This is a genomic window from Nonomuraea sp. LP-02, assembly GCF_036289125.1.
Taxonomy (GTDB): domain Bacteria; phylum Actinomycetota; class Actinomycetes; order Streptosporangiales; family Streptosporangiaceae; genus Nonomuraea; species Nonomuraea bangladeshensis.
Genome location: NZ_JAXCLK010000001.1, coordinates 988,412 through 1,012,747 on the forward strand (window position 1 = coordinate 988,412; position 24,336 = coordinate 1,012,747).

The 24,336-nt window shown below is 73.1% G+C and carries 19 protein-coding genes; 10 read left to right on the forward strand and 9 right to left on the reverse strand.

Annotated elements, in window-relative coordinates; genetic code table 11:
• Positions 1 to 74 precede the first annotated feature (74 nt).
• Positions 75 to 899 carry an enoyl-CoA hydratase/isomerase family protein gene (locus SMD20_RS04605; RefSeq protein WP_329575213.1) on the forward strand — a complete coding sequence of 275 codons (825 nt, stop codon included), beginning with the start codon at positions 75 to 77 and terminating at the stop codon, positions 897 to 899.
• Between the two features lie 116 nt (positions 900 to 1,015).
• Positions 1,016 to 2,902 carry an ABC transporter ATP-binding protein gene (locus SMD20_RS04610; protein WP_329575215.1) on the forward strand — a complete coding sequence of 629 codons (1,887 nt, stop codon included), beginning with the start codon at positions 1,016 to 1,018 and terminating at the stop codon, positions 2,900 to 2,902.
• Here SMD20_RS04610 and SMD20_RS04615 read toward each other — a convergent pair.
• Complete coding sequence (locus SMD20_RS04615) at positions 2,874 to 3,755, reverse strand: sulfotransferase family protein (RefSeq protein WP_329575218.1); 882 nt, start codon at positions 3,753 to 3,755, stop codon at positions 2,874 to 2,876. The genes SMD20_RS04610 and SMD20_RS04615 overlap by 29 nt on opposite strands.
• Positions 3,756 to 3,831: 76 nt before the next feature.
• On the opposite strand from SMD20_RS04615, the gene SMD20_RS04620 reads away from it, so the two are divergent.
• Entirely contained in the window at positions 3,832 to 4,740 is a 909-nt protein-coding gene (locus tag SMD20_RS04620; RefSeq protein ID WP_329575221.1) for a S66 peptidase family protein, read from the forward strand.
• Between the two features lie 33 nt (positions 4,741 to 4,773).
• On the forward strand, positions 4,774 to 5,643 hold the full coding sequence (locus SMD20_RS04625) for a hypothetical protein (protein ID WP_329575225.1): 870 nt from the start codon (positions 4,774 to 4,776) through the stop codon (positions 5,641 to 5,643).
• A gap of 10 nt (positions 5,644 to 5,653) precedes the next feature.
• On the opposite strand, the gene SMD20_RS04630 is transcribed toward SMD20_RS04625, so the two are convergent.
• The 3 genes from SMD20_RS04630 to SMD20_RS04640 form a co-directional block, all read right to left on the reverse strand.
• Positions 5,654 to 7,936 carry an excinuclease ABC subunit UvrA gene (locus tag SMD20_RS04630; protein ID WP_329575228.1) on the reverse strand — a complete coding sequence of 761 codons (2,283 nt, stop codon included), beginning with the start codon at positions 7,934 to 7,936 and terminating at the stop codon, positions 5,654 to 5,656.
• A 121-nt stretch (positions 7,937 to 8,057) separates the two neighbouring features.
• The gene (locus tag SMD20_RS04635) at positions 8,058 to 9,221 is read right to left on the reverse strand and encodes a pyridoxal phosphate-dependent aminotransferase (RefSeq protein ID WP_329575231.1); all 1,164 of its coding nucleotides are present in this window, start codon (positions 9,219 to 9,221) and stop codon (positions 8,058 to 8,060) included.
• A gap of 62 nt (positions 9,222 to 9,283) precedes the next feature.
• Positions 9,284 to 10,384, reverse strand: coding sequence for a PP2C family protein-serine/threonine phosphatase (locus SMD20_RS04640; RefSeq protein WP_329575234.1), 1,101 nt, complete (start codon positions 10,382 to 10,384; stop codon positions 9,284 to 9,286).
• A gap of 378 nt (positions 10,385 to 10,762) precedes the next feature.
• On the opposite strand from SMD20_RS04640, the gene SMD20_RS04645 reads away from it, so the two are divergent.
• The 4 genes from SMD20_RS04645 to SMD20_RS04660 are packed head-to-tail and all read left to right on the forward strand — an operon-like array spanning position 10,763 to position 15,943.
• Positions 10,763 to 13,189, forward strand: coding sequence for a hypothetical protein (locus SMD20_RS04645; protein ID WP_329575237.1), 2,427 nt, complete (start codon positions 10,763 to 10,765; stop codon positions 13,187 to 13,189).
• The gene (locus SMD20_RS04650) at positions 13,189 to 14,655 is read left to right on the forward strand and encodes a hypothetical protein (protein ID WP_329575239.1); all 1,467 of its coding nucleotides are present in this window, start codon (positions 13,189 to 13,191) and stop codon (positions 14,653 to 14,655) included. The genes SMD20_RS04645 and SMD20_RS04650 overlap by 1 nt, the downstream gene beginning before the upstream one ends.
• A gap of 41 nt (positions 14,656 to 14,696) precedes the next feature.
• Complete coding sequence (locus tag SMD20_RS04655; protein ID WP_442942442.1) at positions 14,697 to 15,560, forward strand: NAD-dependent protein deacetylase; 864 nt, start codon at positions 14,697 to 14,699, stop codon at positions 15,558 to 15,560.
• A gap of 5 nt (positions 15,561 to 15,565) precedes the next feature.
• Positions 15,566 to 15,943: a YchJ family protein gene (locus SMD20_RS04660; protein WP_329575244.1), complete on the forward strand. Its 378-nt coding sequence runs from the start codon at positions 15,566 to 15,568 to the stop codon at positions 15,941 to 15,943.
• 4 nt (positions 15,944 to 15,947) lie between these two features.
• On the opposite strand, the gene SMD20_RS04665 is transcribed toward SMD20_RS04660, so the two are convergent.
• The 5 genes from SMD20_RS04665 to SMD20_RS04685 form a co-directional block, all read right to left on the reverse strand.
• Positions 15,948 to 16,784: an SAM-dependent methyltransferase gene (locus SMD20_RS04665; RefSeq protein ID WP_329575248.1), complete on the reverse strand. Its 837-nt coding sequence runs from the start codon at positions 16,782 to 16,784 to the stop codon at positions 15,948 to 15,950.
• A 97-nt stretch (positions 16,785 to 16,881) separates the two neighbouring features.
• Complete coding sequence (locus SMD20_RS04670) at positions 16,882 to 17,856, reverse strand: LacI family DNA-binding transcriptional regulator (RefSeq protein WP_329575250.1); 975 nt, start codon at positions 17,854 to 17,856, stop codon at positions 16,882 to 16,884.
• 20 nt (positions 17,857 to 17,876) lie between these two features.
• Positions 17,877 to 18,752: a carbohydrate ABC transporter permease gene (locus tag SMD20_RS04675; RefSeq protein WP_329575253.1), complete on the reverse strand. Its 876-nt coding sequence runs from the start codon at positions 18,750 to 18,752 to the stop codon at positions 17,877 to 17,879.
• Entirely contained in the window at positions 18,752 to 19,636 is an 885-nt protein-coding gene (locus tag SMD20_RS04680; protein WP_329575254.1) for a carbohydrate ABC transporter permease, read from the reverse strand. The genes SMD20_RS04675 and SMD20_RS04680 overlap by 1 nt, the downstream gene beginning before the upstream one ends.
• The gene (locus tag SMD20_RS04685) at positions 19,633 to 20,952 is read right to left on the reverse strand and encodes an ABC transporter substrate-binding protein (protein WP_329575256.1); all 1,320 of its coding nucleotides are present in this window, start codon (positions 20,950 to 20,952) and stop codon (positions 19,633 to 19,635) included. The genes SMD20_RS04680 and SMD20_RS04685 overlap by 4 nt, the downstream gene beginning before the upstream one ends.
• A 177-nt stretch (positions 20,953 to 21,129) precedes the next feature.
• On the opposite strand from SMD20_RS04685, the gene SMD20_RS04690 reads away from it, so the two are divergent.
• Both SMD20_RS04690 and SMD20_RS04695 read left to right on the forward strand, forming a co-directional pair.
• Positions 21,130 to 23,160, forward strand: a complete 2,031-nt coding sequence (locus SMD20_RS04690) for a beta-galactosidase (RefSeq protein WP_329575258.1) — start codon at positions 21,130 to 21,132, stop codon at positions 23,158 to 23,160.
• A complete protein-coding gene (locus SMD20_RS04695) occupies positions 23,157 to 24,302 on the forward strand; it encodes a glycoside hydrolase family 53 protein (protein WP_329575261.1) in 1,146 nt (381 codons plus the stop codon). Before SMD20_RS04690 ends, SMD20_RS04695 begins: the two co-directional genes overlap by 4 nt.
• The last annotated feature ends 34 nt before the right edge of the window (positions 24,303 to 24,336 follow it).

Sequence of the window (24,336 nt, forward strand, 5' to 3'; positions counted from 1 at the left end):
GTCGCGCCCGAGCCAGAACCATGTTCTGTAGGCTCGGGCGCGACGGACAGCACTTCGGACCTGAGGAGCGGGCGATGGCGGAAGCGCAGGCGCAACAGCGCGGGGGGCACAAGGAGGACGTCTCTGCCGAGCGTTTGGCGGAGATCGGGCTCCGCTTCGAGGTGGACGGTGAGATAGCGACGATCACGCTGGACCGGCCGGACAAGCGCAACGCTCAGACGTTCGCGACCTGGTCTGCGCTGGCCGGCATCGGCGACAACCTGCCCGAGCAGGTGCGCGTCGTCGTCGTGAAAGGTGAGGGACCGTCCTTCTCGGCAGGCATCGACCTGCGGATGTTCACTCCTGAGGGGGTGCCGGGCCAGGGCTCGTTCAGCTCGGTGGCCAGGTCCGGTGACACGGATTTCGAGCACAACATCAGAAAGGCTCAAGCCGGGTTCCTGTGGCTGCGCAGGCCCGAGATCGTTTCCATCGCCGCGGTGCACGGGCACGCGATCGGCGCGGGGTTCCAGCTCGCGCTCTCCTGCGACCTGCGGATCGTCGCGGACGACGTCAAGTTCTGCATGAAGGAGCCGGCGCTCGGGCTGGTGCCCGACCTGACGGGGACCAAGCCCCTGGTCGAGCTCGTCGGCCTGGCCAAGGCGATCGACATCTGCCTGACCGCCAGGATGGTGCACGCGGAGGAGGCCATGCGCATCGGCCTCGCCGAGCAGGTGGTCGCGCGGGACGACCTCGACCGGGCCGTGCGCGACAAGGCGGCGGAGCTGCTGTCCACCAACCGGGACGCGGCCGCCGCGACCAAGCGACTCCTCCAGGGGGCGCGGGCCCGCACCCTGGAGGAGCAGGGCGTCGCCGAAGGGCTGGAGCAGGCCGCGCGCATCAAGGCGCTCTTCGGGGGCTGACCTTCGCCGCGAAGTCCCCTTTCGTCCCCTCGTGGCACAATTTCGCGCTGAGCTGAGACGGGAATCGGCGGCGCCACCTGGGCGCTGTGTCCGGCGGAGGAGAGGGGATCCCCCGGATGGCGATGATGGGAGGGGGCTTCGGCCCTCACGTGTGGAGCTCGTTGCGCCGCGACGAGTCGGTGGTCAGGCAGCGCCTGCGCCCCGGGATCGCGCGGCGCATCGCCGCTTACGCGCGCCCCTACACCAGGCAGATCGCGGCGTTCCTGGTGCTGGTGGTGGCGGGCGCGGTGATCGTGGTCGCCAACCCGCTGCTGATGAAGGCGATCATCGACGACGGCATCCTGCCGAAGCGCACCGGCGTGGTGATCTGGCTGGCCGTCGCCATCGGCGCGCTCGCGCTGGTGGACGCCGGGCTGACGCTCGTGCAGCGCTGGTTCTCCGCGCGCATCGGCGAGGGGCTGATCTACGACCTGCGCACCGAGGTGTTCGACCACGTGCAGCGCATGCCGGTCGCGTTCTTCATGCGCGCCCAGACCGGCGCCCTGGTCAGCAGGCTCAACACCGACGTGATCGGCGCCCAGCGCGCGCTCACCAGCACCCTGTCGTCCGTCGTGTCCAACGTGGTGAGCCTGGTCCTGGTGCTGGGCGCCATGCTGGCGCTGTCGTGGCAGGTGACGCTGGTCGCGCTGGTGCTGCTGCCGATCTTCGTGATCCCCGCCAAATACGTCGGCCGCCGCATGTCCGCGCTGACCCGCGAGCAGATGCAGCTCGACGCCGAGATGAGCTCGGTCACGACCGAGCGCTTCAACGTCGCCGGCGCCATGGTCGCCAAGCTGTACGGCCGCCCCGAGGACGACGCCGCGGTGTTCGGCGCCAGGGCCGCGAGGGTGCGCGACGTCGGCGTCCGCGTCGGCATGTACGGCACCGTCTTCCGCGTCGCGCTCGGCCTGGTCGCCGCGCTCGCCACGGCCCTGGTCTACGGCATCGGCGGCGTCCTGTCGGTCACCGGCTACTTCGAGCTGGGCACGCTCGTGGCCCTGGCCGCGCTGCTGATGCGCCTCTACGGCCCGCTCACCTCGCTGTCCAACGTGCACGTGGACGTCATGACCGCGCTGGTCAGCTTCGACCGCGTCTTCGAGATCCTCGACCTCAAGCCCATGGTGGCCGAGCGCCGCGACGCCGTGCCGGTGCCGGAGGGGCCGGTGACGATCGAGTTCGACGACGTGCGCTTCCGCTACCCGGCCGCCGAGGAGGTCTCGCTCGCCAGCCTGGAGTCGGTGGCCAGGCAGGACACCGGCCCCTCCCACGCGGTGCTCAAGGGCGTGTCGTTCACCGCCCGTCCCGGGCAGCTCATCGCCCTGGTCGGCCACTCCGGCGCGGGCAAGACCACGATCACCTCGCTGGTCTCGCGCCTCTACGACGTCGACGAGGGCGCCGTCCGGCTCAACGGCCTCGACGTGCGCGAGGCCACCCTCGCCTCGCTCCGCGACACCGTGGGCGTGGTCATGCAGGACCCGCATCTCTACCACGACACGATCGGGGCCAACCTCCGCTACGCCAGGCCGGAGGCCACCGACGAGGAGATGTGGGCGGCGCTGAAGGCCGCGCAGATCGGCGACCTCGTCGAGTCCCTGCCCGAGGGGCTCGACACCGTGGTGGGCGACCGCGGCTACCGGCTGTCCGGCGGCGAGAAGCAGCGGCTCGCGCTGGCCCGGCTGCTGCTCAAGGCTCCCCGCGTGGTCGTGCTCGACGAGGCGACCGCGCACCTCGACTCCGAGTCCGAGGCGGCCGTGCAGGTGGCGCTGAAGACCGCGCTGGAGGGCCGCACGTCGCTGGTGATCGCGCACCGGCTCTCCACCATCAGGGAGGCCGACGAGATCCTCGTCGTGCACGAGGGCCGGATCGCCGAGCGCGGCCGGCACGAGGAACTGCTGGCGCGCGGCGGCCTGTACGCCGAGCTCTACCGCACCCAGTTCAGCTCGTCAGGTAGCCCAGCCGGGTGAGCTCCTTGCGCGCCACCCGCTCCACCAGCTCCACGTCCGGCGGGCGGAGCCGGGAGCGCCAGGCGCCGGCCCCGGCCTCGTGGCCGTACAGCGCGACCTTCGGCACCCGCGTCTCCAGGTGCTCGGCGAGCGTGGCCGCCGCCTGGGCGGGGGCGCGCACCAGGTCCTCGTAGCGCAGGGTCAGGAGCTGACCGGCGGGCAGGGAGCGGCGCAGCTCGGCGCTCAGCCGCACGGCGCTGCGCCAGCGCAGGGCGCACTTGCCCGCGGCGGGCATGCCCTTCCAGTGTTCGAGGTGCTCGTCCTTGCTGACGCCGAGGAAGGCGTTGGGGAACTCGGTGCCGCCGCTCAGCATGGCCGGGCGGAACCACGCCAGGCAGTCGGGGTCGGCGAGCATGTCCGCGGCCACGTCGCGGCCGTCGCGGACGAGCTGCACGAACCGGGCGTCGGGAAAGGCATGGAGCAGCACCGGGGCGCTGTAGATGAGGTCGGGGCTGCCGTCGCCGAAGCGCACGATGTCGCCGGTGGCCACGCACGGCCCCGCCCCGGTGACGCCGCCCGCCTCGCGGCACGGCGCCGCGCACTCCCCGCACGAGCCGGGCAGCACCTGCCACGACTCGGCGAGCGCGTCCCGCAGCACGCGCACGGCCCCGGAGGTGCGGGCGATGGACGGCTTGCGGGCGAAGGCGTAGAGCACGTGCATCACGCTCGCCCGGCCCATCGTCATGTGGAAGCCGGGGGCGCGCTTGAGGGCACGGGCCAGCAGTGCGGCGCCGGAGTGCGGAGCGCCCAGCAGGAACACCGGGCGGCGGACCTTGACGCCGTTGACGACGAGGATGTGGGGCGGAAGTCGCATACGCGACACAAGTGTGACACCGTTTGCCTGGTGAACGAGCCAACCGCGCCGCGGGCCCATGTCCAGGAGTTGATCGATGCAGCAAGCTGACCTGCGGCCCGGTGACACGGTCGCGATCGTCGCGCCCTCGGGCCCGCCCTCCGCGACCCTGCTCAGGCAGGGCGTGGCGCGGCTGGAAGGGCTCGGACTGAAGGTCGTCGTGGGCGCGCACGTGCTCGACCGGCAGGAGCTCGACTACCTGGCGGGCGCGGACGCCGACCGCGCCGCCGACCTGCAGTCCGCCTGGTGCGACCCGGCGGTCAAGGCGGTGTTCTGCTGCCGCGGCGGCTACGGCGCGGGGCGGCTGCTCGACCTGCTCGACTGGGACGCCATGCGCGCCGCCGGGCCCAAGGTGCTGCTCGGCTCCAGCGACATCACGGCGCTGCACAACGCCTTCGCGATCGAGCTGGGCGTGTCCACCCTGCACGGCCCGATGCCGGCCTGCGAGCTGCTGGGCGGGGAGAACGGCCCCGAGCCGCGCACCTGGGCGAGCCTCCAGGCGGCCCTGTCGGGCGCGCAGGAGAGCGTGCGCGGCGATCGGGTGCTGGTGCCCGGCCGGGCCGAGGGCGAGCTGTCAGGGGGCAACCTGTCGCTGCTGGCGTCCATGTGCGGGACCCGGTGGCAGCCGTCCTTCGAGGGGCGGCTCGCGTTCCTTGAGGACGTGGGGGAGGAACCGTACCGGATCGACCGGATGCTCACCCAGTTGCTGCAGGCCGGGGCGTTCGACGGGGTGCGCGGGATCGCGCTCGGGTCGTGGGTGGAGTGCGGCGATCCCTACCCGGTGCTGCGGGACCGGCTGGCGCCGCTCGGCGTGCCCGTCCTGGCCGGGCTTCCGGCGGGTCACGGGTCGCCGCAAATGAGCCTCTGGCTGGGAAGACTTGGAGTTATCGATACCGAATCGTGCTCCCTGTCTGGTCCGGACCGCGATGGGGAGCAGGCAACCTAGGAGGGACGAATCCGGAAGAAAGGGACAGTGCGCGTGAGCTTTTTCAAGCGAGAGCGAGAGCCCGCGCGCCGGCCCGCCGCGGACGCCGACCTCGACTCGCTGCTCGCGCTGGTCGCCGAGTCCCGGGGCTTCACCTGCGAGTTCGCCGCCGACGGCGGCTCGCTCACGCTGCGGGGCGAGCCCACGCTGACCGTCCGGCTCACCGGGCTGCGCCGCGAGGCGGGACGGCGGGCCAGGGAGGACTGGCCCGTGCTGGTCAGCGAGCACCTGGCGCACGCCGTGGCCACCGCGGGAGAGCCGGCCGACCTGTGCGACCTGGAGCAGGCCGCCCCGCTGCTGCGCACCCGCGTGGAGTCGGTGGACGAGCTGGCCGACCCGGCCAGGATCGTGGGCCGCCACCTCAACGCCGACCTGGTGGAGCTGCTGACCGCCGGCGGCCGCCCGGTGCGGCCCGAGGAGGCCGGGTGCTGGCCCGTGCCCACGGCGCAGGCGCTCGACCTGGCCGTGGCGAACGTGCGCCGCGAGGAGCGGCTGCCGGTGGAGTCCATCGAGCTGTCCGGCACGCCGGTGCTCCGGCTCACCGTGAGGGCGCCGTCGGCCGCCACCCACCTGCGGTGGCTGGCCGACTACCTGCCGGTGCCGCCGGACGGCGTGCTGGTGGTGCTGCCGGATCCGTACACCCTGCTCGTGCACCCGGTGGACGGGATCGGCGTGGTGCGCGCCATCGAACGGCTGCGCGTGCACGCCGCCCGCACCGGCGGGCTGAGCCCGGAGGTGCACTGGTGGCACGGCGGGCGGCTGACCCTCATCAAGGCCGACATCGTCATGAGGGGCGGCCAGACCCGCCTGGTGGTGGCCCCGCCGCCGGAGTTCGCGCGGGTCCTCGCCCGCCTGGCGGTCTGAGTCTTGGCCCTCAGCCGGCCACGTACTGCCGCAGGTGCGTGGCGGTGAGCGTGTCGCCGTGCGCGACCAGCTCGGCCGGGGTGCCGGTGAAGACCACCCGGCCGCCGTCGTGACCCGCGCCGGGACCGAGGTCGATGATCCGGTCGGCGTGCGCCATCACGGCCTGGTGGTGCTCGATGACGATCACCGAGTTGCCGTCCTCGACCAGCCGGTCCAGCAGCCCGAGCAGCTGGTCCACGTCGGCCAGGTGCAGGCCGGTCGTGGGCTCGTCCAGCACGTACGTCGTCCCGCCCCGCGCCATGTGGATGGCCAGCTTGAGCCGCTGCCGCTCGCCGCCGGACAGCGTGGTCAGCGGCTGCCCCAGCCCGAGGTAGCCGAGGCCCACGGAGGACATCCGCTCCAGGATCCCCTTGGCCTGCCCGGTGGTGAAGAAGCCGGCGGCCTCGGCCACGGACATGCCGAGCACGTCGCTGATGTTCTTGCCGCGCAGCGTGTACGTCAGCACCTCCGGCGTGAAGCGCCGCCCCTCGCACTTCTCGCACACCGACGCGACCTCGGCCATCATCTGCAGGTCGGTGTAGATGAGGCCGATGCCCTTGCACGCCGGGCAGGCGCCCTCGGAGTTGGCGCTGAACAGGCCCGGCTTGACCCCGTTGGCCTTGGCGAAGGCGGCCCTGATCGGGTCGAGCAGGCCGGTGTAGGTGGCCGGGTTGCTGCGGCGCGAGCCGCGGATCGGCGACTGGTCGGCCACGACCACGCCCTCGCGTCCGGCGACGTAGCCGTGGATGAGCGAGCTCTTGCCCGACCCGGCCACGCCGGTGACCACGGTCAGCACGCCGAGCGGCACGTCCACCGTGACGTCGCGCAGGTTGTGCAGGTTCGCGCCCTCGATCCGCAGGTGGCCGGAGGGCGTGCGGGGCCGCTCGCGCAGCCGCGCCCGGTGGCCGAGGTAGCGGCCGGTGAGCGTGCCGGAGGCGCGCAGCCCGTCGAGGTCGCCCGCGTAGCAGACCTGCCCGCCGCCGGCGCCCGCGGCCGGACCGAGGTCCACCACGTGGTCGGCGATGGCGATCGTCTCCGGCTTGTGCTCGACGACCAGCACCGTGTTGCCCTTGTCGCGCAGCCGCAGCAGCAGGTCGTTCATCCGCTGGACGTCGTGCGGGTGCAGCCCGGCGGTCGGCTCGTCGAAGACGTAGGTGACGTCGGTGAGGCTGGAGTTGAGGTGGCGCACCATCTTGACCCGCTGCGCCTCGCCGCCCGACAGGGTGGCCGACTCGCGGTCCAGGCTGAGGTAGCCGAGGCCGATGCCGGTCAGCGAGTCGAGCGTGGCGAGCAGGCCGTCCAGCACCGGGCCGACGGCCTCGGCGGAGAGGCCGCGGACGAACGCGGCGAGGTCGTCGACCTGCATGGCCGAGCACTCGGCGATGTTGCGCCCGGCGATCCTGGCCGAGCGGGCCGCCTCGTTGAGCCGGGAGCCGCCGCAGCCGGGGCAGGTGGTCAGCTTGAGCGCCCGTTCGGCGAAGGCGCGGGCGGCCGGCTGCATCGACTCGCGGTCCTTGCCCAGGTAGCTGCGCCGGACCCGGACGGCGAGCCCTTCGTAGGTGAAGGTGTTGGAGCCGTACTTGATCTTGGTGGGGGGTTTGTGGAGCAGGTCGTCCCACTGCTGCGGGGTGAAGTCCTTCAGCTTGACGGCGGGGTCGTAGAGGCCGGAGGCGGCCAGGACCTGCCAGAGCCAGCTGTCCACCGCGTGGCCGGGGACCTTGACGGCGCCCTCGTTCAGCGACAGCTCCCTGTCGACCAGCGCGTCCACGTCGATCTCCATGGCCTTGCCGAGGCCCTCGCAGGCCGGGCACATGCCCTCGGCCAGGTTGAAGCTGAAGGCGGAGGCGGAGCCGACGTGGGGGACGCCGACGCGGCTGAAGATGATGCGCAGCATGGTGTGCGCGTCGGTGGCGGTGCCCACGGTGGAGCGGGCGTTGGCGCCCATGCGCTCCTGGTCGACGATGATCGCGGCGCTCAGGTTGTGCAGGGCGTCCACGTCGGGGCGGGCCTGGCTCGGCATGAAGCCCTGCACGAACGCGCTGTAGGTCTCGTCGATGAGCCGCCGCGACTCGGCGGCGATGGTGTCGAAGACGAGGGAGGACTTGCCCGAGCCGGACACTCCGGTGAAGACGGTGAGCCGGCGCTTGGGGATGTCGAGGGAGACGTCCTTGAGGTTGTTCTCCCGGGCGCCACGGACCTGGATCAGGTCGTGGCCGTCGGCGGCGGTGTGGTCGTGGCGGTGCGTGGGAACCACGGGACCCCTTTGTCGGCGAGATTGCTTAGGGCGTAAGGAGTTAGCCGGGACAGCGTACATCGTCCCGGGAGCTCCGTGCTTGGCGTACAGCGTACCGTACGCTATACGCCCCAAGCGTCGCTCAGGCGGACAGGGGGTTCGCGTGCCGGTGGTGCAGGCCGATCACCGGGATCTCGTGCAGGCTGCCCGAGTACAGGAACTGCGTCATGCCGATGAGCAACCGCCGCACGTCCTCCTGGGGGCGCACCACCAGGCGCAGGAACTGGCTGGTGGTGCCGAGCTTGTTGCCGCACTCGCGGACGTAGACGCCGTGCTCGGTCAGCAGGTGGTCGCGCAGCGGCACCCCGTCGTGCCCCGGCGGCAGCTTGACCAGCAGGAAGTTGCCCTGCGAGGCGTAGACCGACAGCCCCGGCATGGTGCTGAGCTGCTGGAACATGGCCCGCCGGTCGCTCGACAGGCGCCGCAGGCTCTCCTGGTACTCGGCGCCGAACTGCTTCATCATGAACACCATGACCTCGGCGAAGGAGTTGAGGTTCCACTTGGGCAGCGCGTCGCGCACCCGCCCCGCCAGCGCCGGGTTGGCGACCATGTAGCCGAAGCGGACGCCGTGCAGGCCGAAGTTCTTGCCCAGGCTGCGCAGCACGATCACGTTGGGCCGCACCGCGGCCTCGGCCGCCACGCCCGGGTACGGCTCGGCGTCCACGAACTCGCCGAACGACTCGTCGACGATCACCAGGTCGAGGTCGATGAGCTCGTCCATCAGCCGGACGACCTCGTGCTTGGGCAGATAGCCGCCGTCGGGGTTGTTCGGGTTGCAGATGACCGCCACGCGCGCGCCGCGGGTGCGGACGAACGAGACGTAGTCGGCCACGTCGAGGGCGAAGTTGCGGCTCTCCAGCAGCGGGTACATGTCGACCCGCTTGCCGGTCTCCAGCGGCTGGTCGGTCCACCGGCCGAAGGTCGGGATCGGCACCGCCAGGCTCTCGCGCACCAGCAGGTGGTCGATCCAGGTGATCAGCTCCGTGGAGCCGTTGCCCATGGCGACCGTCTGGGGGTGCAGCCCCAGCGTGGCGCAGAGCTCGGCGGTGATCGTGCCGGCGTCGCTCGGGTAGAACTTGAGTATCGTCTCCAGATTCCTCCCGAGGTGCTCGAAGATCTCGGGCGTCGGGAAGTACGGGTTGCACGGTATGCAGAAGTCCACCGGTGCGCGCTCTCCGGCCGAGCCGCGCAGCAGTGAGAAGTACGACGGGCTGTGCGCCTGTGTACGCAGCAGGCTGAGCTCCACGACACCTCCATGGAACACCACGTGTCCGATGTGTGGAGATACGCGCTACTTGCCGCAGTGGTTCATGACGAGGCGCGGGTCCTGGTCAGAGTCAGGATCGCGATGTCGTCGCGCGGGGGCGCGCCGGTGAAGCTCCGTACGTCCGCGCCGACGGTCTCGGCCAGGCGGCGGGGCGGATGCCTGGCCCACGTCCGCAGCCGCGCCGCCAGCGGGTAGAACGAGCCCGCGCTGTCGCGGGCCTCGGTGACGCCGTCGGTGCACAGCAGCATGGTCGCCCCGCTGGGGAAGGCGAACCAGGCGACGGCACGCGGCCCGGGAGCCAGCCCGGCCAGGCCGAGCGGCACCCCGGGCTCGCCGAGCGCGGCCTGGTAGGCCCGCCCGTCGTGGATGATGTACGGGGCGATGTGCCCGCAGTTGACCGCCTCCACCACCGGGCCGCGGCGGATGTCCAGCACCAGGGCGGTCACCAGGCGCTCGGGCTCGCCGACGCGGTGGGCGCCCAGATTGTGCCGGGTCACCGCCGACTCCATCGCCTCCACCACCCCGATCAGGGTGGGCTCGCGGTAGGCGGCCTCGCGGAAGGCCCCGAGCACGGCGAGCGCGGTGCCGATCGCGGGCAGGCCCTTGCCCTGCACGTCGGCGATGAGCAGGCGGGTGCCGTGGGGAGAGGGGGCCACCTCGTACATGTCGCCGCCCACCATCGCGTCCTCCTCGACCGGCTGGTAGAGGCCGTCCACCACGACGTCGCCGCTGCGCAGGGGGAGCGGGCGGACGATCTGCCGCTGGAGCGCCGCCGCGGCCGAGCGCAGCCGGTAGACCTCCTCCTCGCGGTGCACCCGGTAGCGGCAGCTGATCACGGCCGCCACCCCGAACAGCGCCGTGAATCCCGCGGCGAGCAGGTTGTCGTCCAGGTCGGCCCCGAGGTAGGCGAGCGTGCCGCCCATCACCAGCACCACCCACACGGACGCGAACGCGGTCTGGCGCACGTTGCCGAGCCCCGACGCGATCGAGGGCAGGAAGACCAGTAGCGGCAGCAGGCGCACCGCCGTGCCGGTGAGCGCGTCGAGGGCGATCAGCGCCGCGGTGACGCAGGCGAGCGCCGCCAGGAACACCGGCGTCGGCAGGGAGGGGCCAACGCGCCGCCGTTCACCGCCATTCGCCACGGCCGTCCCTCATTCCGCGCCGTCGTTCCCCCGTCCCGGTGGTCGTGCCCAGCGCGGCGGGTGCGGAAAACAGGGTGAGCGGGCCGTGCGCGAACAACCGGCGGACAATTACCCGCCATTCCTAGGAGAAATTATCCGCCGATCGATCCGCCGTCATGGGCGGGTTGTGCGGCCCTGATATGCCCGCGACTACGGAAAGTAAACGTCCGTGACTCGCATGAGGCGACATGTCGGTTTTGATGAGGATTTATTCGGTGCTGAGGGTTAGCCGAGTGTGACGATTTCTCGGCACGGAACACATTGACAGAAGTAAATGATCTTGTAAATATCTGTGTTACCGCATTCCGAAAAATAACCACGAGAAAGGGGAACGTGTACATGGGCGAACCCGGCACGTTGCAAGACCGCGAGTGGACCCTGTTGCCGGCCGCGGTCGTCAGGACCGCCGGGTTCCCCTGGGAGCTCGTCCAATCCCTGGCCTGCCCCAGGGCCGCGGAGACCGCGGCCGCCGTCGCGCTGCTGGAGACGCGGGCCCTCGGCCTGCTCGCCGGCGCGCCCGCCCGCCGCGAGGCCCGTCCGGCCGGCCCGCACGCCGGCCGGACGGAAACCTCCCGGCTGCCGCGCGGGCTCCGCGGCCGCCTGCGCCGCCTGCGGCCCCTGCCGCCCGGCACCCCGGGCCCCGAGGACTGGCTCGCCGACTGGAACCACGTCACCGGCCTGCTGGAGGAGGCGAGGCTCGCCCTCACCGAGGTGGTCGCCGCCGACACCGCCCTGACCAGGGCGGCCGTCGCCGGCGTCACCTCCGACGAGCGTTTCCTCGACGCCCTCGTCTGCTCCGCCCCCGCCGCCTACCGCGAGCTGCGGCGCGGCCCCGCCGACCCCGCCAAGCTCGCCTCCCACGTGCAGCGGCTGGCCACCCGGGCCGCCCCGACCGGCTTCCACGCCCCCACCGGCGCCGCCCGCGTCGAGCCCGCCCTCCCCAGCGGCTACTCCTGGGCCGGATACCGCGAGCTCGGCAGCCGCCTCGCCTACCCCGCCGCCCGCGTCGGCGAGGCGCTCCAGCAGCGCCTCCTCGCCGACCCCTTCGTCGTCGCCGGGCTCGTGCCCCGCCTGCGCGCCGGCGCGGAGCCCCCGCGCGACGCCGCCGCCTTCGCCGCCCGCTGCGACGGCCGCCGCACCGTCGCCGAGATCGCCGCCGACTGCGGCATCAGCATGGAACGGGCCTCGGCCGCGCTCGCCGTCGCGGTGCGCCGCGGGCTGCTCACCCACGACCTGTGCCCGCCCGCCACCGTCCCCGACCCGGTCGGCTGGCTGCTGGCGCGGCTGCCCGGCGACGACGAGCCCGCCGTGCCGGAACACGGCCTCGTGGCCGCCCGCGGCGTGCCCGCGCAGCAGCGGCGGCGCCCGCTCGCCGGCCCCCGCGCCGCCGGGAGCGCCGACCTGCCCGTCGCGCGCCGCGTCCGCGAGATCGCCGGCCTGCTGGAGCACTACCCCGCAGCGGCGCCCGAGGTGAAGCTGGCCGTGCAGAGCCGCATCGAGGCACTCTCCGGCGGCGGGCAGCGGGCCGGGCGCGACGAACGCCTCATCGTGCACGAGGCCGCCGCCGGCACCCTCCGCCTCACCGCCGGCGGTCCGCTCGCCGCCGACCTGCGCGAACGCGTGCCGGCCGCGCTCGCCCTGCTCGCCGAGGAGGCCGAGCTGACCCGGCTGCGCACCAACCGGCTGCTCGCCGCACGGCTCGGCGCCGGCACCTTCGCGCTGGCCGAGGCGCTGGGCGCGGCCGGCGACCTCGAGGTGTGCCACGGCGACCGGATCGCCGGGCTGGTCCGCACCGCGCCGCCCGGCGCCGCCGTCCTCGACCTGGCCGCGGTGGCCGGCGAGCCCGTGCCGCCGGGCGCGCCCGTGCTCTGCGCGGCCGACGTCATGGTGGCGGCGGCGTCGCTGGAGGCGTACGAGGGGGGTGTCACCCCGCTGGTCGTCGACGCGCTCCACGACGCGCCCAGGCTCGGCCCGTGGGAGCCGCCGCCCGTCCGCGACGGCGCCGCGCTCGTCGCCGAGCGGGACGCCGCCGTGGCCCGCGTGCTCGACGGCTTCACCGCGCTCAACGTCGTCGCGCCGCGCGCCGACGGCCTGCCCCCGCTGGAGCTGCCCGGCCCCGTCCTGGAGCACGGCGGCGCGACGGCCGGCCCCCGGCGGCGCCGCCTCGGCCTCGGCGAGCTCTACGTCCACAGCGACGGCCACCGGGCCGTGCTGCGCGCCAAGGGCACCGGCGAGACGCTGATGTTCCACAACGGCGGGCCGGCCGGCGCCCTGCGCACCGCGCTCGCGCTGCCGGGGCTCCGCCCGCCCGCCCTTCCCTGCCTGCCCGCCCTGCCCCGCCTCACCTGGGGGAACGTCGTGCTCGCGCGGCGGCGCTGGCAGCTCGGGCGGGCCGCGTCCGAGTCGCTGCGGCACGCCTCGGGCTCGGGCGAGCGCGACCTGCTGCTCGCCATGGCCCGGCTGCGCGAGGCGTACGACCTGCCGCGCACCTTCTTCGCCGCCGCCGGTCCGGCCGGCCGGAACCCCCTCTACGTCGACACCCGCGCCCCTTCGCTCATCGCCGAGCTGGCCGCCCTGGCCGGGGCCGCCGGCGACCGGCTCACGCTCACCGAGGCCCTGCCGGGGCCCGACGACTGCTGGCTGCGCGAGGGCGGGCTGCGCTTCGCCGCCGTGCTCCGCTGCGTCTACCTGCGGCCCGCCCAGCGTCCCGGCGCCGGGCCGTGCCCCCGTCCCCGTCCCCGTCCCTGGACGGAGGAACGCGCCTGATGGACGTGCTCGTCGTGCCTCCGCTGGCGGACTTCACCACCGTGGTGACGCCGCCCGCCGGGATGGCGCTCCTCGACCTCAACGAGCACCTCGTCCGGCGGCTCGCCGACCCCGCCCGGCTGCGGGCCGCCGCCGACCGGCGTCCAGGAGGGCCGCTCACCGCGCTGATCGGGCGGGCGGCGGCCGCCATCCTGGCGCGGGGGGCGTACGACGACGCCCACGTACGGGCCGTCGGCGCCGCGCTGGGCCTGGCCGCCGATCCGGCCGTCCGGCTCGCTGTGGACGGGCTGGAGCTCACCGAGGGCAGCCAGGAGAGCAGCCGCGACCTGCTCGGCGCCGCCCGCCGGTGCGAGCTGTTCGCGCCCGAGATCGAGCTGGCCAGGAAGGTGACGCGCGGGCGGCGGGCGTACGTCGTGATCGACCGCGCCGACCAGCTCCCGGCCGGGTTCGCGCTGGTGGCCGCCCTGGGGGAGGGCGTGACCCTGTGCGGGCGCCACGTCGCCGAGCACCGGGGGGCGCTGCGGCGCGTCCCGGAGCTGGCCGGGGTGAGGTGGGACGGCTGGTCGCCCGAGCAGCTCATCAGACCGCCCTGGTGCGGATCCGCCGCCTCTCCTGACGGGCAGGCACTGCGATGTGAGTTCGCCGGCTCGGGACGCGGGGGCGTCGAGCCGGTGCGGTGGGTCGCGGGGGACCGGCCGTTGCCCGGCGGCGGGGGGCCGTGGGCGGGGCGGCTGGACGTGGCGCGGGCGGCGGCGCTCCCGGGGGAGGCGCTGGCCCGGTGCCGGGGGCTGACGGTGATGCTCACCCGCGTCGACTTCCTGGGCGTGGCCACCGGCCTCACCGGCGGGGCCGCCGACCTGCGCCGCCTGCGGGCCGCGCTCCCGCCGGGCGTTCCGGTGACGGGCGAGCTGGCCGTGGGCGCGCCCGGCGTCACCGCCGAGGCGGCGGAGGAGTCGGCGGAGCTGCTGGCGGGCGGGCTCGCGGGGGTACGGCCGGCGGGGGTCCGGCCGTACCGGATGGGGGTGCGCGCGCCCTGGACGGTGGGCGACGTGCTGTGCCGCCCGCCCCGCGCGGGCCACGACCTGGCCCGGTGGACGGAGTTCGACGCGCCGGGCACCATGTCGCCGGACGAGGTCGCGATCCTCCTGCGGCGGTGGCTGGAGCGGCTGCCGGGGTTGCCGGCCGGGCGGCTGGCGGCCTGCTCCGTCGCCGGGCCCGCCGCCCCCGGCCCTCACGAGGCCGCCTGGGATCCCTGCACGGAGGTCGTCGCGGGCGCCGGCCCCGACGGGCGGGGGCCGGGGACGTTCGCCGTCAACCTGCGTTCCGGCCGCTCGATCCGCCTGCACCACCTCCTGGTCGCCCCGGTCAGCCGCCTGGCCGCCGACCCGCACGCCCTCGACCACCTGGCCGAGCCCGCCCGCCGCCGCCTGACGGCCGAACTCGCCGCGGCCGGCGTCCTGCGGTAGCGGGGAGGGGGCGACGCGGGCACGTCACCGCGTCGGGCACCATGGAAGGCGTGACACGAGGCAGCACCATGGAGGCGTCACCCGGCGCCCTGGACGAGCTGGACAAGCTGGTCGGCCGGGGCGGGGTGGCGGTGCTGAGCGGCGCCGGGCTGTCCACCGAGTCGGGCATCCCCGACTACCGGGGGCCGACCGGGCGGGCGCGGCAGGCCGAGCCGATGACCTACCAGCGTTTCGTCGCCAGCCACGAGGCGCGGCGGCGTTACTGGGCGCGCAGCCACGTCGGCTGGCGGCAGATGGACCTGGCCAGGCCCAACGCCGGGCATCGGGCCGTGGCCGCGCTGGAGCGGCACGGCCTGGTCAGCGGCATCGTCACCCAGAACGTCGACGGCCTGCACCAGGCGGCCGGCGCGGACCGGGTGATCGAGCTGCACGGCGGCCTCGACCGGGTGATGTGCCTGAGCTGCCGTGAGCGCACCTCGCGCGCGGAGCTGGACCGCCGCCTGCGCGAGGCCAATCCCGGCTGGGCGGCCACCAGCGACGTGATCAACCCCGACGGCGACGCGGTGCTCACGGACGAGCAGGTCGCCGGGTTCCGCGTGGTCGACTGCACCGGCTGCGGCGGCCTGCTCAAGCCGGACGTGGTGTTCTTCGGCGAGAACGTCCCCCGCCCGCGCGTCGATGAGTGCTTCGCCGTCGTGGAGAGCGCCCGGGCGCTGCTCGTGCTCGGCTCCTCGCTGGCGATCAGGTCGGGGCTGCGGTTCGTGCAGCGGGCGGCGGCGCGCGGCGTCCCGATCGCGATTGTCAACCAGGGCCCGACCGGCGGCGACGCCGACGCCGCGCTGCTCGTGGACGCCCCGCTCGGCGCGACCCTGACCGCCCTGGCCGGCCGGCTGGGTGCACAATAGGGCGCATGCCCGCCCGATCGTGCCCCTGCGGCCTGCCCGCCCCCTACGACGACTGCTGCGGCAAGCTGCACCGCGGCGAGGCGGCGGCGGTCACCGCCGAGCAGCTCATGCGCTCGCGCTTCAGCGCGTTCGCCGTGGGCGACGCGGCCTACCTGCTGCGCACCTGGCATCCGGCGGGCCGCCCGGTCCGGCTCGACCTCGACCGGCGGCTGCGCTGGACCCGGCTGGAGGTCCTGGCCGCCACGGGTGGCAGCGTCGTGCACACCGAGGGCACGGTCCGCTTCCGCGCCCACTACGTGGAGCGCGGGCGGCCGGGCGAGATGGAGGAGCACAGCCGGTTCGTCCGGCTGGACGGGCGCTGGGTCTACGCCGGGGCGCTCTGAGCCGTCAGAGCTCGGGCTTGCGGGCCACCCCGCCCACGAACGTGTGGTACGTGATGCCGGGCATGGCGTGGTCGTCCTCGCCCGGCCGCCACTCCGGCAGCGGCACCAGGCCGGGCTCCAGCAGGTCCAGCCCGTCGAAGTAGGCGAGGATCTCCGCGCGGGTGCGCCACCGTCCGGTGCCCATCGTCTCGTTGAAGATCTTCTCCGCCGAGTACGCCTGCCGCGACACCTCGGGCAGCTCCGGCCCGGGGTTGTGGAAGTGGGAGACGGCGAGGTAGCTGCCGGGCACCAGACGGTCCATCAGCCGCCGGGTGATGCCGCCGGGGTCCTCGTGGTCGGCCAGGTGGTGCAGGATGCCCAGCAGCAGCAGCGCCACCGGCCGGTCGAAGTCGATCAGCCGCCGGACCTCGGGGTTGTGCAGGATCGCCTCGGGGTCGAGCAGGTCGGCCTCGACCACGGTGGTGGTGTCGTCCACGGCCAGCAGGGCCCGGCCGTGGACGAGCACGATCGGGTCGTGGTCGACGTAGACGACGTGCGTGCCGGGCGCGACCGCCTGGGCGATCTCGTGCACGTTGCCCTGGGTGGGCAGGCCGGAGCCGATGTCGAGGAACTGCCGGATGCCGGCCTCGCCGGCGAGGAAGCGCACCACCCGGCCCAGGAACTCGCGGTTGGCCCGCGCCGCCTGGGGCGCGTCCGGCGCGACCTCCAGCGCCCGCCGCGCGGCCATCCGGTCGGCCTCGTAGTTGTCCTTGCCGCCGAGCATGAAGTCGTAGACCCGCGAGACGCTGGGTCTCGTCGTGTCGATCCCGCGCGGCGCGCGCTCCTGCTCGCTCTCGGCCACCCTCGGCTCCTCCTGCCTGCGACGTCACGGGGGACGTTGCCGATGATCGTACGACGTCAGACCCCGGAAGATCCCGACTTTCTGCCATTTATCCCGATCAGGCGGACTCCCGTACCACCAGCTCGGTCGGCAGCACCACGGGCTCGACGGGACCGGCCCCGTCCAGCAGCGCGAACAGCAGCCGCATCGTCTCCTGCGCCATCTTCGCGAGCGGCTGGCGGATCGTGGTCAGCGGCGGATGGGTCGAGACCGCCACCGCCGAGTCGTCGAACCCGCCCACCGCCACGTCGTCCGGCACCCGCCGCCCGGCCGCGCGCAGCGCCGCGAGGGCCCCGGCCGCCATCAGGTCGGAGGCGACGAAGACCGCGTCGAGGTCGGGGGAGCGCTCCAGCAGCTCGTGCATGGCCCGCTCGCCGCTCGCCTGCGTCCAGTCGCCGTGCGCGATGAGCCGCTGGGTGGCCTTGCGGCCCAGCACCTCGGCGAAGCCCTCCAGGCGCTGGATGCCGCCCGGCGTGTCCATCGGCCCGGTGATCATCGCGATCCTGCGGCGGCCCTGGCGGACGAAGTACTCGGTCATCTGCCGGGCGCCGAGGCGCTCGTCGGCGGCCGCGTACGGGATGACGTTCTCGTGGCCGATGACCGCGCCGACCGACACCGCGGGCGGGCCGCCGGAGCCCAGGGCCTGCACCAGCGGGTCGCCCGCGTGCGTGGAGACCAGCAGCACCCCGTCGGCGTGGCCGCCGCGCACGTAGCGGACCACCCGCTCGCGGTCGCCCTCGTCGCCGGCCATCATCATCACCAGCGACAGGTCCCGCTCGGCCAGCATCCTGATCGCGACCCGGATCAGCGTGCTGTAGTTGGGGTCCTCGAACAGTTTCTCGTGCGGCTCCGACAGCACCATCACCACCGAGCCGGTGCGCTGGGTGACCAGGCTCCTGGCGGCGCGGTTGACGACGTAGCCGGTCTCGGAGATCGCCCGCTCGATGGCCACGCGCGCCGCGGGGCTGACGTACTTGTCCCCGTTGAGCAGGCGGGAGACCGTGCCGCGGGACACGCCCGCGGCCGCGGCCACATCGTGGATCGTAGGGCGTTTCATTTCACGGCTCCGGAGGACAGATCGGTCCTCCAGTATCGCTGCATCGTGAGGAACAACGCGATCAGCGGCACGATCGACAGGAACGCCCCGGTGAGGATCAGGTTGTAGAGCGCGGGCTGGTTGGCCCCGGCCATGAGCAGCGTGTAGAGGCCGACCGTGAGCGGGAACTTGCCGTCGTCGCCCAGCATGATGAACGGCAGCAGGAAGTTGTTCCAGATCGCCACGAACTGGAACAGGAAGATCGTCACCATGCCGGGCACCATGAGCGGCATCGCCACCCGCGCCATCAGCCGGCCCTCGCCCGCCCCGTCGATCCGGCCCGCCTCCAGCAGCGAGTCGGGGATGGCCGCCGAGGCGTAGATGCGGGCCAGGTAGATGCTGTACGGGTGCAGGATCTGCGGCAGCAGCACCGCCCAGTACGTGTCCGCCAGCCCGACCTTGCTGAACAGCAGGTACTGCGGGATGGCCAGCACCACGGCGGGCACCAGGATGCCGCCGATGAGGATGTTGAAGATGGCGTTCCGGCCGGGGAAGCGGTATTTCGCCAGCGCGTACCCGGAGATCGCCGAGACCGCGGTGGACAGCAGCGCCCCGCCGCCCGCGTAGAGCAGCGTGTTGCCCGCCCACAGCCAGAACACGCCGTCGCGGTAGGCGAAGAGCTGCTCGACGTTGTCGAGGAAGCCCGTGCCGAACGCCAGCGTCGAGGTGCTGAACAGCTCGCCCGGCGACTTGGTGGCCGCGATGAACACCCAGAACACCGGGAACAGGCAGTAGATCGCCCCGAGGAGCAGCAGCGCGGTCGGCGCGATGCCCCACGGTCCTTGAACGGCCGCGCCGCGGCGGCGGTGCGAGGTGGCGGTGACCCCGGCCATCAGCCCTCCCCGAAGGCGTGGTTGCGGACCACGCGCAGGAACCCGAACGACAGGACGAGCGAGACCGCCGCGATGACGATCGAGGTGGCGGCGGCCGAGTACAGGTCGCCGGTGACGAACGCGTCCCGGTAGACCTTCATGAGCGGGCTCCAGGTGGAGCTGATCGTGTTGGTCAGCGGGCGCAGCGTGGTGGGCTCGGTGAACACCTGGATGGTGGCGATGATCGAGAACACCGTGGTGAGGATGATCGCCGGGGTCAGGATCGGGATCTTGACCCGGACGGCGATCTGGAGCTCCGAGGCGCCGTCGAGCCGGGCGGCCTCGTACAGGTCGCGCGGGATGGCCCGGAGCGTGGTGTAGAGCACGAGCATGTTGAAGCCGGTGCCGCCCCACACCGCCACGTTCGCCATCGAGTACGTCACCGTGGTGGCCCCGAGCAGGTCGGCGTCGAGCACGGAGCGGATCGGGCTGAGCGAGGGCAGGTAGAGGAAGCCCCACAGCAGGGTGGCGGCCACCCCCGGCACCGCGTACGGCAGGAAGATCGCGATCCGGGAGAAGCGCGCCAGCCGCACCCGCGCCGAGTCCAGCAGCAGCGCGAACAGCAGCGCGAGGCCGAGCATGACGACCAGCACCAGCGCGCCGTACCCGAGCACCCGCAGCCAGCCCTGCCACAGCTCGGCGTCGGCGAGCGCGGCGGAGAAGTTGTCGAAGCCGACGAACACCTCCCGCCGCGCCCCCTTCCCGAGCCCGAGCCCCGACACCTTGGTCCGGCGCATCGCCAGGTGGACGGTGTAGCCGATGGGCACCGCGAGGAAGAGCGTGAACAGCACGACCGCCGGGGTCAGGAAGAGGTACGGCCAGGCGCTCCTACGTCCCTGGTTCATTGCGCGATCTGGAAGCCGGCCTTGCGCATGTCCGCGACCGTGGCGTCCTGCATGGACTGCACGGCCTCGGCGAAGGGCAACTTGTTCTGCACGGCCTTGTCGAAGGCGTCCTTGAAGGCGTTGTACGTCACGCCGACGTTCGGGCCGAAGGTGAAGCCGCGGGCGCCCGCGGAGACGGCGGCGGCCTGCTGCCAGAAGTCGGGCTGGTTGGAGAAGTACTCGGGGGCCTCGCCGAGCGACGACTGGGCCTTGGTGGCGGCCGGGTAGATCGCGGCCTCCTCGACCAGCAGCCCGATCGCCTCCGGGTCGGTGTTGAGCCAGGTGGCGAACTGCGCGGCGGCGGCCTTGTTCGGGGTCTTGGCCGACACGGCGGTGGACGAGCCGCCCCAGAAGCCGCTGACGTTCTCGCCGGCGTTCCACTGCGGGAGCGGGGCGGCGGCCCACTTGCCCTTGGCCTTGGGCGCGTTGCTCGACAGCACGCCGGGCGCCCAGACGGCGGACGGCCAGGTGAGCAGCTTGCCGTCGTTGAGCGCCTTGTTCCACTCGGGGGTGAAGTACGGCATGTCGTCGACGGCGCCCTCCTTCACCAGGCCGCCCCAGTAGTCGGCGACCTTCCTGGTGGCCTCGTCGGCGATGTTCACCTTCCAGGACTCGCCCTCGATCGACCACCACTGGGCGCCGGCCTGCTGGGCGTAGCCTGTGAACGCTCCCGGGTCCTTGCTGGAGAACGTCCCGAGGTGGACCTTCGGGTCCTTCCTGCGCACGGCGCGGGCCGCGTCGGCGTACTCCTGCCAGGTCTTCGGCACCTCGATGCCGTACTTGTCGAACAGGTCCTGGCGGTAGAAGAGCATCATCGGGCCGCTGTCCTGCGGGATGCCGTAGACGCCTTCGGTGCCGAGCGTGACCAGGCGCCACAGGCCCTCGGTGAACTCGCCCTGGATGGCCGCGGTCTCGGCCTTGATGTCGGCCACCGCGTCGGCGGCGATGAACGAGGGAAGGTGCTGGTACTCGGCCTGGACCAGGTCGGGCGGGTTGCCGGCCTTGGCGGCGGTGAGGTACTTGGCGGCCGCGTCGTCGCCGCCGGCCTGCTTGCTGACCGTGACCTGGATGTCGGGGTGTGCCTTGTTCCAGACCTCCACGATCTTGTCCATGTTGGGGGCCCAGGTCCAGTAGGTGAGCTTGACCGGTCCCTGGGCCGCGGGGGCGGAGCTTTGCGGCGCCGCGGAGCTCTGGGGGGCGGGCTCGCCGGACCCGCAGGCGGCGAGGGTGGCCGTGAGGGCGACGGCCAGCGCTGCTCCGAGACGGTTGGCGCGCATGCGTACCTCCGTAAGGTTCTGTGAACGTGCACAGAGTGGAACAGCGCTGAAATGCCCGTCAAGAGGCGTTACGTTCTCGTTAACCCACGGAAAACCCCTGATCCGTCCCCGGGCTGTTCCCAACGATGCGGAGAGGGATTACTGTGCACGTTCACAGAAGCTTTCCAAGGGGGATGGATGTATCCGGAGCGTCCTGCCGGCCTCGCCTTCGGCGGGGACTACAACCCAGAGCAGTGGCCGCGCGAGGTCCTGGAGGAGGACGCGGCCCTCATGCGGGAGGCCGGGGTCAACCTGGTCAGCCTGGGCATGTTCTCGTGGGCGCTGATGGAGCCGGCCGAGGGACGTTACGACTTCGGCTGGCTGGACGAGATCCTCGACCGGCTGCACGCGGCCGGCGTCGCCGTGGACCTCGCCACCCCGACGGCCGCGCCGCCCGCCTGGTTCGTCGCCGCGCACCCCGACGTGCTGCCGGTGACCAGGGAAGGCGTGCGGATCGGGTTCGGCGGGCGGCAGAGCGCCTGCTCCAGCGCGCCGGCCTTCCGCGAGGCGACCGCCCGGCTGGTGCGGGCGCTGGGCGAGCACTACCGCGACCATCCGGCCGTGGCCATGTGGCACGTGCACAACGAGTACGGGGCGCCGCTCGGCGAGTGCTACTGCGAGCACAGCGTGGCCGCCTGGCGGACGTGGCTGCGTGCCACGTACCAGGACATCTCCGCGCTGAACGACGCCTGGGGGACCACCTTCTGGGGTCAGACCTACACCGACTGGTCGCAGATCGACGCCCCGCGCCTCAACCACACGGTCGTCAACCCGGCCCAGCGCCTGGACTACGCCCGCTTCAGCGACGGCCAGCACCGCGAGCACTACGCGCTCCAGCGCGACATCCTGCGCGAGCTCACCCCGCACCTGCCCGTCACCACGAACTTCGCCGGCACCGTCAACTGCAAGTCCACCGACCTCTGGCAGTGGGCCCGCGAGCTCGACGTCGTCGCCAACGACCACTACCTGCGCGCCGAGCAGCCCGACAACCACATCGACCTGGCGATGTCCGCCGACCTCGCCCGCTCGGTGGCCGGCGGCGCGCCCTGGATGCTCATGGAGCACTCGGCGGGCGCGGTCAACTGGCAGCCGCGCAACCTCGCCAAGCGGCCCGGCGAGATGCGCCGCAACAGCCTCGCCCACGTGGCGCGCGGCTCCGACAGCGTGCTGTTCTTCCAGTGGCGGGCCTCCAGGTTCGGGGCCGAGAAGTTCCACTCCGGGCTGGTGCCGCACGCCGGGACCGACTCCGGGCAGTGGCGCGAGGTGGTCCGGCTGGGCGCCGACCTGCGGCGGCTGGCCGGGGTACGGGGGAGCCGGGTGCGGGCCGAGGTGGCGCTGGTCTGGGACTGGGAGTCGTACTGGGCACTGGAACTGGACTGGCGGCCGTCGGTGGACCTGTCCTTCCGCGAGCGGATGGACGCCTTCTACGAGGCGTTGTGGCGGGAGCACGTCACCGTGGACTTCGTCCACCCTTCTGCTGATATTTCGGGGTATCGGGTGGTGGTGGCGCCCAGCGCGTACCTGCTGACCGAGGCCGGCGCCAAGAACCTGCACCGGTACGTCGAGGCGGGCGGGCACCTGCTGGTGTCGTACTTCTCCGGCATCGTGGACGAGCACGACGCCATCCACCCCGGCCCCCACCCGGGCGCGCTGCGCGAGCTGCTCGGCCTCTCGGTCGAGGAGTTCCACCCGCTGCGGCAGGACGAGACCGTTCCTCTGACCACCGAGCCGGACGCGGCCGGGACGGAGGCCGTGCGGGGGCGGATCTGGTCGGAGCGGGTGCGCCCGGCGGGAGCGGTCACCGTGCGCGCCTTCGCCGGCGGCCCCGACGCCGGCCACCCCGCCTTCACCCGGCACGACCTCGGCGCGGGCACCGCCTGGTACCTCAGCACCGCCCCCACCGGCGGCCGGGCGCTCCGGGACCTGCTCGGCCAGGTGCTCGACCGCGCGGGCGTGTCGCGGCCGCGCGGCCTGCCCGAGCACCTGGAGCTCGTCCGCCGGGGCCGCCACGTGTTCCTCATCAACCACGGCGACGAGCCGGTGACGGTCGAGGGGGTGACCGGCGTCAGCGTGTTCGACGGCGAGCGCTGCGACGGCCGGGTCACCGTCGCGGCCAGCGCCGTCACGGTCGTCGAGGAAACCCCCCGAACCGAAGGAGAACGCGCATGAGGCGCATCCTGACCGTCCTGTCCCTGCTGTTACTCACCGCCGCCGCACTGGCGGCCCAGCCCGCCCAGGCGCAGGGCCCCGGGGCGCGCCTGGCGATCCGCGGCGCCGACGTCTCCAGCCTCGCCAAGTCCGAGGCGCTCGGCGGCGTCTACCGCGACGCGCTCGGCCGCCGCGCCGACGCCCTGCGCGTCCTGTCCCAGGCGGGGCTCAACTTCATCCGGCTCAAGGTCTGGGTGAACCCGGCCGACGGCTACAACACCAAGGCCAGGGTGCTCGCCGTCGCCAAGCGGGCCAAGGCCCAGGGGCTGAAGCTGCTCGTCGACTTCCACTACTCCGACACCTGGGCCGACCCCGGCAAGCAGTACAAGCCGGCGGCGTGGGAGTCGCTGAGCTTCGACCGGCTCCGGCAGGCCGTCGCCGACCACACCTACGACGTGCTCGACGCGCTGCGCCGCCAGGGCACCCCCGCCGACCTGGTCCAGGTCGGCAACGAGATCAACGGCGGCCTGCTCTGGCCCGACGGCTCCAACGCGAACTGGGCGAACACCGCCGCGCTGCTGAACGCCGGCCACGACGCCGTCAAACGGGTCTCGCCCGCGACCAAGGTCGTGCTGCACCTGGCCAACGGCGGCGACAACGGGTTGTACCGGTGGTGGTTCGACAACGCCGCCGCGTACGGCATCAGGCACGACGTCATCGGGGTGTCGTACTACCCGTACTGGCACGGGACGCTAGAGGGTTTCCAGGCCAACCTCAACGACGTCGCCACCCGCTACGGCAAGCCGATCGTCGTGGTGGAGACCGGCTATCCCTTCACCACCGCCGACGACGACGGCTGGGAGAACCTCATCGGCTCGCCCGAGCCGTACCCCGGCTACCGGGCCACGCCGCAGGGGCAGTCGGCCATGCTGGCGAAGGTCGCCGACATCGTCAGGCAGGTCCCGAACGGTCTCGGCCTCGGCCTGTTCACCTGGGAGGCGACCTGGACCGGGGTGCCGGGCAACGGCTGGGACCCGGCCGACCCGTCCTCAGGCAACGCGTGGGAGAACCAGGCGCTCTTCGACTTCGCCGACCGCCCGCTGCCCGCGATGGCGGTCCTCGGCGGGGCCTTCGGCCCCGGCCTCCGGCTCGGCGCCGCCTGAGCCTCCCTGGCGCGGGCGTGGCGGGTTGGCATGA

Excerpts from the sequence above, each read along its gene's own strand:
- SMD20_RS04655 (WP_442942442.1), top strand. The coding sequence starts at position 14,697 with ATGGAAGGCGTGACACGAGGCAGCACCATGGAGGCGTCACCCGGCGCC.
- SMD20_RS04675 (WP_329575253.1), bottom strand. The coding sequence starts at position 18,752 with ATGGCCGGGGTCACCGCCACCTCGCACCGCCGCCGCGGCGCGGCCGTT.
- SMD20_RS04605 (WP_329575213.1), top strand. The coding sequence starts at position 75 with ATGGCGGAAGCGCAGGCGCAACAGCGCGGGGGGCACAAGGAGGACGTC.
- SMD20_RS04660 (WP_329575244.1), top strand. The coding sequence starts at position 15,566 with ATGCCCGCCCGATCGTGCCCCTGCGGCCTGCCCGCCCCCTACGACGAC.
- SMD20_RS04620 (WP_329575221.1), top strand. The coding sequence starts at position 3,832 with ATGCAGCAAGCTGACCTGCGGCCCGGTGACACGGTCGCGATCGTCGCG.
- SMD20_RS04615 (WP_329575218.1), bottom strand. The coding sequence starts at position 3,755 with ATGCGACTTCCGCCCCACATCCTCGTCGTCAACGGCGTCAAGGTCCGC.
- SMD20_RS04680 (WP_329575254.1), bottom strand. The coding sequence starts at position 19,636 with ATGAACCAGGGACGTAGGAGCGCCTGGCCGTACCTCTTCCTGACCCCG.
- SMD20_RS04685 (WP_329575256.1), bottom strand. The coding sequence starts at position 20,952 with ATGCGCGCCAACCGTCTCGGAGCAGCGCTGGCCGTCGCCCTCACGGCC.
- SMD20_RS04610 (WP_329575215.1), top strand. The coding sequence starts at position 1,016 with ATGGCGATGATGGGAGGGGGCTTCGGCCCTCACGTGTGGAGCTCGTTG.
- SMD20_RS04645 (WP_329575237.1), top strand. The coding sequence starts at position 10,763 with ATGGGCGAACCCGGCACGTTGCAAGACCGCGAGTGGACCCTGTTGCCG.
- SMD20_RS04650 (WP_329575239.1), top strand. The coding sequence starts at position 13,189 with ATGGACGTGCTCGTCGTGCCTCCGCTGGCGGACTTCACCACCGTGGTG.
- SMD20_RS04695 (WP_329575261.1), top strand. The coding sequence starts at position 23,157 with ATGAGGCGCATCCTGACCGTCCTGTCCCTGCTGTTACTCACCGCCGCC.
- SMD20_RS04690 (WP_329575258.1), top strand. The coding sequence starts at position 21,130 with ATGTATCCGGAGCGTCCTGCCGGCCTCGCCTTCGGCGGGGACTACAAC.